Annotated in this window: 13 protein-coding genes and 1 pseudogene; 8 read left to right on the top strand and 6 right to left on the bottom strand. The window is 57.9% G+C overall.

Going from position 1 to position 12,750, the window contains the following annotated elements:
• Positions 1-35 precede the first annotated feature (35 nt).
• Positions 36-476 (bottom strand): Hsp20 family protein, encoded by a 441-nt coding sequence (locus ACB028_RS18850; RefSeq protein WP_026456288.1) that lies wholly within the window; start codon positions 474-476, stop codon positions 36-38.
• 93 nt (positions 477-569) lie between these two features.
• Positions 570-983, bottom strand: a complete 414-nt coding sequence (locus ACB028_RS18845) for an Hsp20 family protein (protein ID WP_010635612.1) — start codon at positions 981-983, stop codon at positions 570-572.
• A 283-nt stretch (positions 984-1,266) separates the two neighbouring features.
• Here ACB028_RS18845 and ACB028_RS18840 point away from each other — a divergent pair.
• Positions 1,267-1,419 (top strand): annotated as a pseudogene (locus ACB028_RS18840) (drug:proton antiporter); the annotation flags it as partial.
• Between the two features lie 120 nt (positions 1,420-1,539).
• Here the strand turns inward: ACB028_RS18840 and gyrB are convergent.
• The 4 genes from gyrB to dnaA all read right to left on the bottom strand — a co-directional run bounded on the left by gyrB (position 1,540) and on the right by dnaA (position 7,611).
• Positions 1,540-3,951, bottom strand: coding sequence for a DNA topoisomerase (ATP-hydrolyzing) subunit B (gene gyrB, locus ACB028_RS18835; RefSeq protein WP_026456353.1), 2,412 nt, complete (start codon positions 3,949-3,951; stop codon positions 1,540-1,542).
• The gene (recF, locus tag ACB028_RS18830; protein ID WP_371144928.1) at positions 3,948-5,051 is read right to left on the bottom strand and encodes a DNA replication/repair protein RecF; all 1,104 of its coding nucleotides are present in this window, start codon (positions 5,049-5,051) and stop codon (positions 3,948-3,950) included. The genes gyrB and recF overlap by 4 nt, the downstream gene beginning before the upstream one ends.
• A 2-nt stretch (positions 5,052-5,053) precedes the next feature.
• Positions 5,054-6,157, bottom strand: coding sequence for a DNA polymerase III subunit beta (dnaN, locus tag ACB028_RS18825; protein WP_026456354.1), 1,104 nt, complete (start codon positions 6,155-6,157; stop codon positions 5,054-5,056).
• Positions 6,158-6,240: 83 nt separating this feature from the next.
• A complete protein-coding gene (gene dnaA / locus ACB028_RS18820; protein WP_042027058.1) occupies positions 6,241-7,611 on the bottom strand; it encodes a chromosomal replication initiator protein DnaA in 1,371 nt (456 codons plus the stop codon).
• A 312-nt stretch (positions 7,612-7,923) separates the two neighbouring features.
• Here dnaA and ACB028_RS18815 point away from each other — a divergent pair, with 312 nt between their 5' ends.
• The 7 genes from ACB028_RS18815 (at position 7,924) to yidC (ending at position 12,728) form a co-directional block, all read left to right on the top strand.
• Entirely contained in the window at positions 7,924-8,682 is a 759-nt protein-coding gene (locus ACB028_RS18815) for an amino acid ABC transporter substrate-binding protein (protein WP_216993363.1), read from the top strand.
• Positions 8,683-9,351 carry an amino acid ABC transporter permease gene (locus ACB028_RS18810; RefSeq protein ID WP_124239400.1) on the top strand — a complete coding sequence of 223 codons (669 nt, stop codon included), beginning with the start codon at positions 8,683-8,685 and terminating at the stop codon, positions 9,349-9,351.
• 11 nt (positions 9,352-9,362) lie between these two features.
• A complete protein-coding gene (locus ACB028_RS18805) occupies positions 9,363-10,097 on the top strand; it encodes an amino acid ABC transporter ATP-binding protein (RefSeq protein WP_216993362.1) in 735 nt (244 codons plus the stop codon).
• A gap of 270 nt (positions 10,098-10,367) precedes the next feature.
• Positions 10,368-10,502 carry a 50S ribosomal protein L34 gene (rpmH, locus tag ACB028_RS18800; RefSeq protein ID WP_005307156.1) on the top strand — a complete coding sequence of 45 codons (135 nt, stop codon included), beginning with the start codon at positions 10,368-10,370 and terminating at the stop codon, positions 10,500-10,502.
• Positions 10,502-10,861: a ribonuclease P protein component gene (rnpA, locus tag ACB028_RS18795; protein ID WP_026457269.1), complete on the top strand. Its 360-nt coding sequence runs from the start codon at positions 10,502-10,504 to the stop codon at positions 10,859-10,861. Before rpmH ends, rnpA begins: the two co-directional genes overlap by 1 nt.
• Positions 10,828-11,076, top strand: a complete 249-nt coding sequence (gene yidD, locus ACB028_RS18790) for a membrane protein insertion efficiency factor YidD (RefSeq protein WP_010672280.1) — start codon at positions 10,828-10,830, stop codon at positions 11,074-11,076. The genes rnpA and yidD overlap by 34 nt, the downstream gene beginning before the upstream one ends.
• Positions 11,077-11,081: 5 nt before the next feature.
• Complete coding sequence (gene yidC, locus ACB028_RS18785; protein ID WP_026457270.1) at positions 11,082-12,728, top strand: membrane protein insertase YidC; 1,647 nt, start codon at positions 11,082-11,084, stop codon at positions 12,726-12,728.
• Positions 12,729-12,750 lie beyond the last annotated feature (22 nt).

Raw genomic sequence — 12,750 nt, 5'->3', positions numbered from 1 at the left:
AGGCCTCTCTTCTATCAGCTGGTCAGCGGTACTGTTTAGCCGGGCAGCGCCAGCTGCTCGGGTTTGCCGATGGGGATGGCGCGGGGCTTGAGCGCCTCCGGCAGCTCGCGGGCCAGCTCTATGGTCAGCAGGCCATGCTCCAGCTTGGCACCCTGCACTTCCACGTGCTGGCTCAGCTTGAAGGCGAGCTCGAAGTCCCGCTCGGCGATCCCCTGATGGAGGAACTGGCGCTCGCCCATGGAGGCGACCTTGCGCCCCTTCACCTTGAGGGTGCCGTTTTCGGTCTCCAGCTCCAGCTCATTGCGATCGAAACCGGCCACGGCAACCGTGATGAGGTAGCTGTCGTGATCGCGCTTTTCGATGTTGTACGGGGGGTAGGCCGAGGTCTTCTGCTCGAACAGGCCTTCCAGCTCACGGGCCATCCGCTCGAAGCCGACGGCATTGGAATAGAGATGAGAAAAATCGAGGTTACGCATGATCCTATCCTTCTATAAAGCAACAGGGTTTACTCTCCACGGGCCCGTCAATCGGCACCCGGGAAACATCAACAATGCAACGAGGTCAGGCTGTCAGCCGTTGATCTCGATCTTGCGGGGCTTCATTGCCTCGGGCACTTCGCGCACCAGGTCGATGTGCAGCAGACCGTTTTTCAGGTCGGCCCCCTTCACTCGCACATAGTCGGCCAGCTGGAAGCGACGCTCGAAGCCGCGTTCGGCTATGCCTTGATAGAGGTAGTTACGCTCGGTGTCGGCCTGCTTGTTGCCCTTCACCGTCAGCAGATTTTCCTGGAAGCTCAGCTCCAGCTCTTCCTGGGTAAAGCCCGCCACCGCCATGCTGATTCGGTAGTCGCTGTCACCCAGCTGCTCGATGTTGTAGGGGGGATAACCGGCATTGCCATTGCTGGCCGCAGATTCGATGAGATTGGCCAGACGATCGAAACCGATAGCAGAACGATAGAGCGGAGAAAAGTCGATAGAACGCATAGTATTATCCTCTTTTGAGCGATAACCAATTGTTTGCCCTCCTGATGGACGGGCGCCTGGTCGAAACCTCTGTCGAGCGTTCCGGCCTTGTTATCTATATAAGGGCCCGCTTTCGGCTTTCAAGGGCTCTGATCGAAAAATCTTCTCTCCGCCCATTTGCAGGCTTTTTCCTTATTGGGCTTCCTCCCCCAGTCACAAACGACTGAAGAGCTGAGGGCCACAGCATGTCCCGTTGCAAACCAGAAAGGGGGCTGGAGCCAACCTTCACTTTCTCCGATGATACTCTGCCGTCGATCGCCTGTTTGCCGAGTGGCACGTGCGCGGGCTCACTCTGATCCAGGAAACGACCCGGATGGAGTTTGGTTACACCTGCATGGCTCTCGATCCGGACGACCATCGTCTGCGCCTCTACTGTCCGGCCGCCGAACTCATATAAGTCTGTACAGTCACACTAAGGAGGAGCCATGTTTCACGTGGAACGTGCCACTTTCTCCGCCAGAAAAACAAAAAGCCGCTCACAGGGAGCGGCTTTTTAATATCGTACTGATGCGTCGAATTAGACGTCGAGGTTGGCCACCCGCAGGGCGTTGGTCTCGATGAAGTCGCGACGCGGCTCTACTGCATCCCCCATGAGGGTGGAGAAGAGCTGGTCGGCACCGACGGCGTCATCAATGGTGACACGCAGCATGCGGCGGGCTTCCGGATCCATGGTGGTTTCCCACAGCTGATCCGGGTTCATCTCGCCCAGCCCTTTATAGCGCTGAATGTAGATGCCGCGCTTGCCTTCGTTCATCAGCCACTCGACCGCTTCAACGAAGCTGGAGACCGGTTTCACCTTCTCGCCACGCTTGATGTAACCACCTTCCTCGATCAGGTTGGCGATCTCCTTGCCCAGCGAGACCAGCTGGCGGTATTCACCGGACTGCAGGAAGTCGTAGCTGAGCGGATATTCGCGGTCGACACCGTGCTGACGTACCACAGCGTGCGGCACGAACAGGCTGCGCTCTTCGTCACGACGCACCTGCATCTGGTACTGGATGCCCTGGTTGCTCTCGTTGAGCACGGCTTCCATGCTCTGACACCAGGCCTGAAGATCGCTCTCGCTGGTCAGCAGGGCTTCGTTCAGTTCCGGCTGATAGATCAGCTGGGTCAGCACGGCTTCCGGTGCACGACGGGACATGCGGGTGATCAGGTGAGTCACGGCGCGATGCTGGTTGACCAGACGCTCCAGTGCCTCGCCACCAATGGCCGGCGCGGACTCGTTGACGTGCAGGGTCGCACCATCCAGCGCCATGGCAGTTTGGTACTGCAGCAGCGCATCCTCGTCTTTCAGGTACTGCTCCTGCTTGCCCTTCTTCACCTTGTAGAGCGGCGGCTGGGCGATATAGACGTAGCCACGCTCGATGATTTCCGGCATCTGGCGATAGAAGAAGGTCAGCAGCAGGGTACGGATGTGCGCACCATCGACGTCCGCATCCGTCATGATGATGATGTTGTGATAGCGCAGCTTGTCCGGGTTGTACTCGTCACGACCGATGCCGCAGCCCAGCGCGGTGATCAGGGTGCCCACCTCTTGCGAGGAGATCATCTTGTCGAAACGGGCCTTCTCCACGTTCAGGATCTTGCCCTTGAGCGGCAGAATGGCCTGGTTCTTACGGTTGCGACCCTGCTTGGCGGAACCGCCCGCAGAGTCACCCTCCACTATGTAGAGTTCGGAGAGGGCCGGGTCTTTCTCCTGACAGTCCGCCAGCTTGCCGGGCAGACCTGCGATGTCCAGCGCGCCTTTGCGGCGGGTCAGTTCGCGGGCCTTGCGGGCCGCTTCACGGGCGCGGGCCGCATCGATGATCTTGTTGACCACGATCTTGGCATCGCCCGGGTTTTCCAGCAGGAAGTCGGCCAGCTTCTCGCCCATCGCCTGTTCGACGGCGGTCTTCACTTCGGAAGAGACCAGCTTGTCCTTGGTTTGGGAGGAAAACTTGGGATCCGGCACTTTGACGGAGATAACGGCAATCAAACCTTCACGCACGTCGTCACCGCTGGCGGCAGATTTGGCCTTCTTGCTGTAGTCCTCTTTGTCCATGTAGGAGTTGAGGGTACGGGTCAGCGCGGTACGGAAGCCCACCAGGTGGGTGCCGCCATCACGCTGCGGAATGTTGTTGGTGAAGCAGTAGACCCCTTCCTGATAGGCGTCGTTCCACTGCATGGCGACTTCGACACCGATGCCGTCCTGCTCGGTGGTGAAGTGGAACACCTTCGGGTGGATCGGGGTCTTGTTCTGGTTCAGATACTCGACGAACGCCTTGATGCCGCCTTCGTAGCAGAAGTGCGCCTCACGGCCATCACGCTCGTCCATCAGACGAATGGAGACGCCGGAGTTGAGGAAGGAGAGCTCGCGCAGGCGCTTGGCCAGGATCTCGTAGTGGAACAGGGTGTCGCTGAAGATGGTCGGGCTCGGCCAGAAACGCACTTCGGTCCCGGTGGTGGTGGCATCACCGATCTGCTTGAGCGGTGCCTGCGGCTCACCCAGGTGATAAGTCTGCTCGTAGACGTGACCGTTGCGACGAATTGTCAGCAGCAGCTTGTCAGAGAGGGCGTTTACGACGGAGACACCCACACCGTGCAGACCACCAGATACCTTGTAGGAGTTGTCGTCGAACTTGCCGCCGGCGTGCAGCACGGTCATGATGACTTCGGCAGCGGAACGGCCCTCTTCCGGGTGAATGTCGACCGGAATGCCACGACCGTTGTCGCGGACGGAGACGGAGCCGTCGGAATGGATCTTGACCTGAATCTCGGAGCAGTAGCCAGCGAGCGCCTCGTCAATGGAGTTATCGACCACTTCGAACACCATGTGGTGCAGGCCCGAGCCATCATCCGTATCGCCGATATACATCCCCGGGCGCTTGCGGACCGCATCCAGGCCCTTCAGTACCTTGATATTCGAGGAGTCGTAAGTATTTTCACTCATAGCTTACTCTCTGCCTTCTCTAACGTTTCGGAGATCTTGCCTTGTTCCACGTGGAACAACTTGCAGTCATTCGCATCCATCATGTCTGCGAGCTGACCGGTGTCGATGGCGGTGATGAACACCTGGGACGCACACTGCTTCAGCCTTGCAGCCAGCAAGCGGCGCTTCTCGACATCCAGTTCAGAGGCAAAATCGTCAATTAAAAAAATACAGCCACGGCTGCTATGTTGATTCAAATAGAGCCCTTGGGCCAGCCGCATGGCACAGACCAGCAACTTCAACTGACCCCGGGACAAAATGTCCTGAGCAGGCACCCCGTTCGCCTTGAGGCGCACATCGGCTTTCTGTGGACCGACGCCGGTATAGCCCAGCGACCGATCCCGCTCAAATCCCGCCTCCAGCAACTCATTGAGGGGGGTATCTTTCTCCCAGCCCCGATAGAAACCTAGGCTGATATCGAATTCCGGCAAAAAGTCCGCCGTCATCTCCTTGATAAGGGGCGTAATAGCCTGACAATAGTTGGCGCGAAACTCTGCCAACTCGCCCCCCAACCGCACCAGCTCCTGATCCCAGAATGCCAGCTGGCGATACTGGGTGCTCTGACGCAGCAGCGCATTGCGCTGTTTCAGCAGGCGCCGCACTCGACCCCACAGGGCGAAGAAGGTCGGTTCCTGATGAAAGACCCCCCAGTCGAGCCAGGCCCGGCGAGCCTGGGGCCCGCCGGTCAGCAGATTGAAGCCATCTGGATGGATCAACTGCACCGGCAGCAGCTCGGCCAGATCGGCCAGACGCTGGGCCTGGGCCCCGGCAATCTTGAGCTGGGTCTCGCCACTCTTGTCCTTGGCGAGACCGATGGGGACCTGGCGCCCCTCCAGTTCGCACTGGGCGAACAGGGTAAACGCCCTCTCCCCCTGGCGGATGACCCGCCCGGTCAGGTGAGTGCGAAAGGAGCGCCCCAGACCGAGGTAGTGAATGGCTTCCAGCACGCTGGTCTTGCCGCTGCCGTTGCACCCGACCAGGATGTTGAGGCCGGGTGACAGCTTGAGACTGGCTTGCTGGATATTGCGAAAATCGCTGAGCTGGAGTTTGGCCAGAGACACGACTAGATCCGCATCGGCATTACCACGTACTGAGCATCCTGATTGTCAAAATCCTCAATAATGGCACTGCTGACGGAATCGCTCAGACTGACCCGGATTTGGTCACATTTTAACGTATTCAGCACGTCCAGCACATAAGAGACGTTGAAGCCGATCTCCATCTCGCCAGCGGCATATTGTACGTCAAGCAGCTCTTCGGCTTCTTCCTGTTCCGGGTTGTTGGCGGTGATGCGCAGCAGGTTTTCCTGCAGATTGAGACGCACACCACGGAATTTCTCGTTGGAGAGGATGGCGGCACGGGCAAACGCCTGGCGCAGATCCTCGCGACCGGCGATCAGGGCCTTGTCGCTGTTGCGCGGAATGACACGGCGCCAGTCCGGGAAACGGCCATCCACCAGCTTGGAGGTGAAGATGAAACCGTCGAGGGCGGCGCGCAGGTTGCTGCGACCGATCTGCAGCCGCACCGGCTTGTCTTCCGCCTCAAGCAGACGCACCAGTTCCAGCACCCCTTTGCGCGGCAGGATAACCTGATGATCGGGCAGCGATTCCCCCACTACCTCGCGGCGGCAGGTCGCCAGCCGGTGACCATCGGTCGCCACAGTGCGCAAGCCATGCCCTTCGCTCTCGAACAGCATGCCGTTCAGGTAGTAGCGCACGTCCTGGCTCGCCATGGAGAACTGGGTAGCATCGATCAGCTTCTTCAGTTCCAACTGGCTGATGTCGAACTCGAGCACGGACTCCCAGTCCTCGATGTTCGGGTATTCGGTCGCCGGCAGGGTCGACAAGTTGAAGCGGGAGCGGCCGGAACGGATGATCAGGCGCTCGCCTTCGGTATTGAGACGGATCTCGGCGCCTTCCGGCAGGCCGCGGCAGATATCCAGCAGCTTGCGTGCCGGCACTGTGGTGCGGCCATCTTCACTGGCCCCGTTCAGATAGACCTGACCGATCATCTCTACTTCAAGATCGGTACCGGTCAGTGACAGCAGACCGTTGCTGACATCAAGCAGCACGTTGCCGAGGATCGGCAGGGTCGGTCGGCCACCGAGGGCGCCGGACACCAGTTGCAGAGGACGTAACAGGGCCTCACGGCTAATTTCGAGCTGCATCTGTGCTCTCCGTAGTGATTAGGAGGAAAGGATTCGGATCAGGTTGGAATATTCGATCTGCATCTGTGCACTTGGTTCCGTTATCAGGAAGAAAGGGTACGGATCAGGTTGGAATAGTCCTCCTTGATGTCGTGACTCTCTTCCTTCAGCTGCTCGATCTTGCGGCAGGCATGAAGAACGGTGGTGTGGTCACGGCCACCAAAGGCATCACCTATCTCCGGCAAACTATGGTTGGTCAGCTCCTTGGCCAGCGCCATCGCCAACTGGCGAGGACGGGCGACGGAGCGGGAACGGCGCTTGGAGAGCAGATCCGCCAGCTTGATCTTGTAGTACTCCGCCACCGTCTTCTGGATATTGTCGATGGTGACCAGCTTCTCCTGCAACGCCAAGAGATCGCGCAGCGCTTCGCGCACGAAATCGATGTTGATGGCACGGCCGGTAAAGTTGGCATTGGCGATCACCCGGTTAAGAGCCCCTTCCAGCTCACGGACGTTGGAACGCAAGCGCTTGGCGATGAAGAAGGCCACTTCGTCCGGCAGGTGGATCTGGTTCTCATCGGCCTTGCGCATCAGGATGGCAACCCGGGTCTCCAGCTCCGGCGGTTCGATCGCCACGGTCAGACCCCAGCCGAAGCGGGACTTGAGACGATCCTCGACACCGTTGATCTCCTTCGGATAACGATCCGAGGTCAGGATGATCTGCTGGTTGCCTTCGAGCAAGGCGTTGAAAGTGTGGAAGAACTCCTCCTGGGAGCGCTCCTTGTTGGCGAAGAACTGGATGTCATCGATGAGCAGGGCGTCGACGCTGCGGTAATAGCGCTTGAACTCTTCGATGGCGTTGTTCTGCAGCGCCTTCACCATGTCCTGGACGAACCGCTCGGAGTGCATATAGATGACTTTCGCATCTTTTTTGCTCTCCTTGATGGCATTGCCAACGGCGTGCAGCAGGTGAGTTTTACCCAGACCAGTGCCGCCATAGAGGAACAGCGGGTTGTAAGCGCCACCCGGGTTATCCGCCACCTGACGGGCAGCCGCACGGGCCAACTGGTTGGACTTACCTTCGACGAAATTCTCGAAGGTATAGTTCACGTTGGTGTTGCTCTTGTGGTTCGGTTCCGGCTTGGCTTCGGCCTTGCTTTCCCAGCTCTTCTGCAAGTTATTCACAGGTGCGGCGCCCTGTGCCGGCGCTCTGGCGACGGCCACGGGATGGGGACGATTACCGATATCAAAACGCAGGGCGGGGCCATCGACCCCGCAGAGTTCATTGATGATGCCGTTCACCCGGATGAGGTACTTGTCTCGTACCCAGTCCAGAACGAAGCGATTCGGTGCATACAGGGTCAGAGTATTGTCACTCAACTCCGCTTGAAGCGGCCGGATCCACATGCTGAATTCTGCCGAGGGCAACTCATCTTGCAGCCGGTTAAGGCACTGCTGCCATAGCGAAGCAGTCACTCTAAACTCCTGTCGATTGATTAACTAAAGACCGGCTATTCTACTTTTTTAGCCGCCGGATCTCCAGCCGTCACCCCGTGGATCCAGCAAATAAGATCCTTGACTTTCAAGGATCCAGCGCCATTGGATCATCATTCATCCCCAAAGTTACCCACAGCTTGATCCACCGCCATAAACGATGGATTCGGACCTCATCGTCATGTTATTTCATATAACAAAATGTCATTTATTTTTTAAATTTTATTCCAATAACATCAGCGCGAAACCAGTTATTCCAACTACAAATACAAGACATTCAGAGAGAGAAACCCCATGAAAACATCTATCAAGCTCATTTCCGGCGCTGCCATTCTGCTGGCCACCCTGTCCGGCCAAGCCATCGCCCAGGAAACCATCAAGGTTGGCATGTCCGGCAAATACTTCCCGTTCACCTTCGTCAAGCAGGACAAGCTGCAAGGCTTTGAAGTGGATATGTGGAACCAGATCGGCGAACGCACCGGCTACAAGGTCGAATTCGTGACAGCCAGCTTCTCCGGCCTGTTCGGCATGCTGGAAACCGGCCGTATCGACACCATTTCCAACCAGATCACCATCACCGACGAGCGCAAGGCCAAGTACAACTTCTCCCAGCCTTACGTCTATGACGGCGCCCAGATCGTGGTCCGCAAAGGCAACAGCACCATCCATGGCTTCAAAGACCTGGAAGGCAAGACGGTGGCCGTGAACCTCGGCTCCAACTTCGAAGAGCTGCTGCGCAAAAACGACCCGAACAAGAAGATCGATATCCGTACCTATGACTCCAACTTCGAGCAGGACGTCGCTCTGGGTCGTATCGATGCTTTCGTGATGGACCGCGTCTCCACCGCCCAGCTGATCAAGGAGTCCAAGCTGCCGCTGCAACAGGCTGGCGCACCGTTCGAAACCATCGAGAATGCCCTGCCCTTCCTGAAGACTCCGGAAAAAGAGGCTGTGCTGAAGAAGGTTGACGAGGCCCTGAGCACCATGCGCAAGGATGGTTCCCTGCGTCAAATTTCCGAGAAATGGTTCGCCGCGGATATCACGACCAAATAAATGATGGATTTCGACTTCGAATACACGCTGGGGCTGTTTCCCATTCTGCTCAAATACCTGGGCACCACGATGGAAATGGCCCTGTGGGGATTCGTATTTGCACTCGTACTGTCGCTGGCCCTGGCGATAGTACGGGTGTTTCGCGTTCCCGCAATTCACTGGCTGGCGATGCTCTATATCTCGTTCTTTCGGGGTACTCCGCTGCTCGTCCAGCTGTTCCTGCTCTATTACGGGCTGCCGCAACTCTTCCCCATCTTCGTGGGGATGGATGCCTTTACTGCCGCCATCATAGGGTTGACCCTGCACTTCGCCGCCTACATGGCCGAGTCGATCCGTGCCGCCATTCTGGGGATACACAAGAGCCAGATGGAGGCCTCGCTCAGTATCGGCATGAGCCGTTACCAGGCGATGCAACGGATCATTCTGCCGCAGGCGGCCCGCATCGCGACCCCGTCGCTGATGAACTACTTCATCGACATGATCAAGAGCACCTCGCTGGCGTTTACCCTGGGGGTGGCCGAAATCATGGGCAAGGCGCAGATGGAGGCCTCCTCCTCCTTCAAGTTCTTCGAGAGCTTCATGGCGGTGGCCCTGGTCTACTGGGTAGTGGTCATCTTCTTCACCCGCTTGCAGCATCTGCTGGAAGTGCGCCTCAACCGTGCCTATTAAGGAGGGTCGCCATGATCAAGCTAACCGGCCTCGCCAAGGCATATGACGGCAACCAGGTGCTGAACAGCATCGATTTGGAGGTCAAAAAGGGGGAAATCGTCGTCATTATCGGTCCCTCGGGTACCGGCAAGTCGACCCTGCTGCGCTGCCTCAACCTGCTGGAAACCCCGGATGCGGGCCAGCTGGTCATCGACGACCTGCAACTCAACCTGGCCAACGCCAGCGAACAGCAGGCCATCGAACTGCGCAAGCGAGCCTCCTTCGTATTCCAGAACTACGCCCTGTTTGCCAACAAGACGGCACAGGACAACATTGCCGAAGGGCTGATCACCGTCTGGAAGCAGCCGAAGGCGGAGGCTCGCGCCACCGCCCTCGGCATCCTGGAAGACATAGGCCTGGCCGACAAGAAGGATGCCTACCCGGCCTCCCTCTCCGGCGGCCAACAGCAGCGGGTGGGTATAGGCCGCGCCATGGCGGCCCACTCCAAGGTCATCCTGTTTGACGAGCCCACGTCAGCCCTCGATCCCGAATGGGTCGACGAGGTGCTGGGGCTGATGAAGAAACTGGCACGCCAGCACCAGACCATGGTGGTGGTTACCCATGAGATCGAGTTCGCTCGGGATGTCGCCGATCGGGTGATCTTCATGGAGGGAGGGCGGATCGTGGAGCAGGGTCCGCCAGATCAGATACTGGTCGATCCCAAGGATCCCCGTACCCGGGAGTTCCTGCGCAAAGTGCTGAAATAGCTCTCTCTTTGGCGGCCTGGCCGCCTTTTTTATTGGTGGATCCCTTGTTTAACAACGGCCAGCCAGTATAATCCGGAGCCCTTGATCCTCCGGATCCTCACTCCCTGCCATGGTCCTTTCAAGACCGGAACAGGATGGAAGGGAACGGCGGATTGACTAAAAGCCGAACTCTGTTTAGAATTCGGCCTCTTTTGCTAGTCGTCACAAGCTATAGCTGGCGCGTCGGCTAAGTGTGACAATCAAAACTGTACAGTAATACGGAATCGAATCATGAAACGTACTTTTCAACCGTCCAACCTGAAGCGCAAGCGCTCTCACGGTTTCCGCGCCCGCATGGCTACTGCCAACGGTCGTAAAGTTCTGGCCGCTCGTCGTGCCAAGGGTCGTGCTCGTCTGGTAGTTTAATGCCTACCCAGCACACCTTCTCTCGGGAGTTACGTCTGTTAACTCCCGAACACTTCAAACGCGTATTCGCCGAGCCTGTCCGGGCCGCTTCCCCGCAAATTACGCTTCTCGCCTGCCCCAATTCACTCGAACACCCACGTCTTGGTCTCGCCGTGCCCAAAAAAGCACTCAAGCGTGCCGTCTGGCGTAACCGTGTCAAACGTGTGGTTCGGGAAAGTTTCCGCCTCAAACAGCATCAGCTGCCCGCTATCGACATCGTGGTGATCGCCAAGGCCGGTGTGAAAGAGATGGATAACGAGGAACTGTTCAAGTTACTGGAAAAGCTATGGCGCACTCTGTCACGCCGTTGCAATGGGTAGCTATCAAACTGATACGCCTGTATCAGCTAATCATTAGTCCCCTGCTGGGGCCGCGCTGCCGTTTTACCCCGACTTGTTCCCAATTTGCGATAGAAGCAATCCGACTTCACGGTTTCATAAAAGGCGTTTGGTTAGCTAGCAAACGTCTATTAAAATGCCATCCCTTATCCGAGGGTGGTTATGACCCGGTTCCGCAACCAAAGCGAAGAAACTGAAGACTATGGAATCACAACGCAATCTACTCCTGATCGGTTTGCTGTTCGTGAGCTTTTTGCTCTGGCAACAGTGGGAGTCCGACAAGGCTCCGAAGCCGGCCCCGACAACCGTGGCCCAAACCGAACAATTCGTACCTGAAGCCGGTCAGTCCGGTGATATTCCTCAGGTTTCCGAGCAAGCCAATGCGAGCGCCGCACGCAAGCTGATCACCGTCTCCTCCGACGTGCTCAAGCTGACCCTGGATACCCAGGGTGGTGACATCGTCTCTGCCGAACTGCTGGCCCACAAGCTGGAAGAGGGCAAGGACAAGCCGTTCGTGCTGCTGACCAGCCAGCCTGACCACATCTATGTCGCCCAGAGCGGCCTGGTTGGTCGCAATGGCCCTGACAGCCAGGCCGAAGGTCGTCCCACCTATGAAGCCGCCCAGACCAGCTACCAGCTGGCCGACGGTCAGGATCAAGTCGTGGTTCCCATGACCTGGACCGACAGCAAGGGTGTGGTCTTCACCAAGGAATTCGTGCTCAAGCGCGGTGACTACGCCGTTGGCGTCGATTACAAGATCGACAACAAGTCTGCCGAGCCGGTCCAGGTGCAGTTCTATGGTCAGCTGAAGCAGACCATTGCGACGCCGAAGGATCAGGAAGGTCATGCCATGGTGGCCAGCGCCTACCGTGGTGGCGCCTTCTCCAGCGAAGACACCCGCTACAAGAAGTACACCTTCGACGAGATGAAGGATGCCGACCTGAGCAAGACCACCCAGGGTGGTTGGGTCGCCATGCTGCAACACTACTTCGTCTCTGCCTGGGCGCCGAATGCCAACGACACCAACAGCTTCTACAGCCGCGTGATCCCGGGCAAAGCCCAAGCCATCATCGGTTACAAGGCGCCGCAGGTTGACGTGGCCGCCGGTCAGCAGGTCGAACTGACCAGCAAGCTGTGGGTCGGTCCCAAGCTGCAAGACCAGATGGCCAAGGTAGCCAACCACCTCGACCTGACCGTCGACTACGGCTGGCTCTGGTTCATCGCCCAACCGCTGCACTGGCTGCTGACCGTGTTCCACGGTTTTGTCCAGAACTGGGGTGTGGCCATCATCATGCTGACCCTGCTGGTTCGCGGCATCATGTTCCCGCTGACCAAGGCCCAGTACACCTCCATGGCCAAGATGCGCATGCTGCAGCCCAAGATTGCTGCCCTGCGCGAGCGCTTCGGCGACGATCGTCAGAAGATGTCTCAGGGTATGATGGAGCTGTACAAGAAGGAGAAGGTCAACCCGCTGGGTGGCTGTCTGCCGATCCTGGTCCAGATGCCGATCTTCATCGCCCTGTACTGGGCACTGATGGAATCCGTTGAGCTGCGTCACGCGCCGTTCGCCCTGTGGATCACCGACCTGTCAGTGAAGGACCCCTTCTTCGTGCTGCCAATCCTCATGGGTGCCTCCATGTGGTATCTGCAGAAGATGAGCCCGACCACCATTACCGACCCGATGCAGCAGAAAGTGATGCAGTTCATGCCGATCATCTTCACTTTCATGTTCCTCTGGTTCCCGGCAGGTCTGACCCTGTACTGGCTGGTGAGCAACGTCATCTCCATCATCCAGCAGACCATCATCTACCGTCAGCTGGAGAAGAAAGGCCTGCACTCACGCAACTGATGCGCAGCCAATCTTCCCGTGA

The organism is Aeromonas sp. S9(2024) (assembly GCF_041403185.1).
GTDB classification, from domain to species: Bacteria; Pseudomonadota; Gammaproteobacteria; order Enterobacterales; family Aeromonadaceae; genus Aeromonas; species Aeromonas enteropelogenes.
This window is presented reverse-complemented; position numbering and strand designations above follow the sequence as displayed.

What these genes read in the sequence shown, in the direction of transcription:
- yidD (WP_010672280.1), top strand. Translation starts at nt 10,828, where the DNA reads ATGGCGCACTCTGTCACGCCGTTGCAATGGGTAGCTATCAAACTGATA.
- yidC (WP_026457270.1), top strand. Translation starts at nt 11,082, where the DNA reads ATGGAATCACAACGCAATCTACTCCTGATCGGTTTGCTGTTCGTGAGC.
- ACB028_RS18845 (WP_010635612.1), bottom strand. Translation starts at nt 983, where the DNA reads ATGCGTTCTATCGACTTTTCTCCGCTCTATCGTTCTGCTATCGGTTTC.
- ACB028_RS18815 (WP_216993363.1), top strand. Translation starts at nt 7,924, where the DNA reads ATGAAAACATCTATCAAGCTCATTTCCGGCGCTGCCATTCTGCTGGCC.
- ACB028_RS18810 (WP_124239400.1), top strand. Translation starts at nt 8,683, where the DNA reads ATGATGGATTTCGACTTCGAATACACGCTGGGGCTGTTTCCCATTCTG.
- ACB028_RS18805 (WP_216993362.1), top strand. Translation starts at nt 9,363, where the DNA reads ATGATCAAGCTAACCGGCCTCGCCAAGGCATATGACGGCAACCAGGTG.
- rnpA (WP_026457269.1), top strand. Translation starts at nt 10,502, where the DNA reads ATGCCTACCCAGCACACCTTCTCTCGGGAGTTACGTCTGTTAACTCCC.
- gyrB (WP_026456353.1), bottom strand. Translation starts at nt 3,951, where the DNA reads ATGAGTGAAAATACTTACGACTCCTCGAATATCAAGGTACTGAAGGGC.
- rpmH (WP_005307156.1), top strand. Translation starts at nt 10,368, where the DNA reads ATGAAACGTACTTTTCAACCGTCCAACCTGAAGCGCAAGCGCTCTCAC.
- dnaN (WP_026456354.1), bottom strand. Translation starts at nt 6,157, where the DNA reads ATGCAGCTCGAAATTAGCCGTGAGGCCCTGTTACGTCCTCTGCAACTG.
- ACB028_RS18850 (WP_026456288.1), bottom strand. Translation starts at nt 476, where the DNA reads ATGCGTAACCTCGATTTTTCTCATCTCTATTCCAATGCCGTCGGCTTC.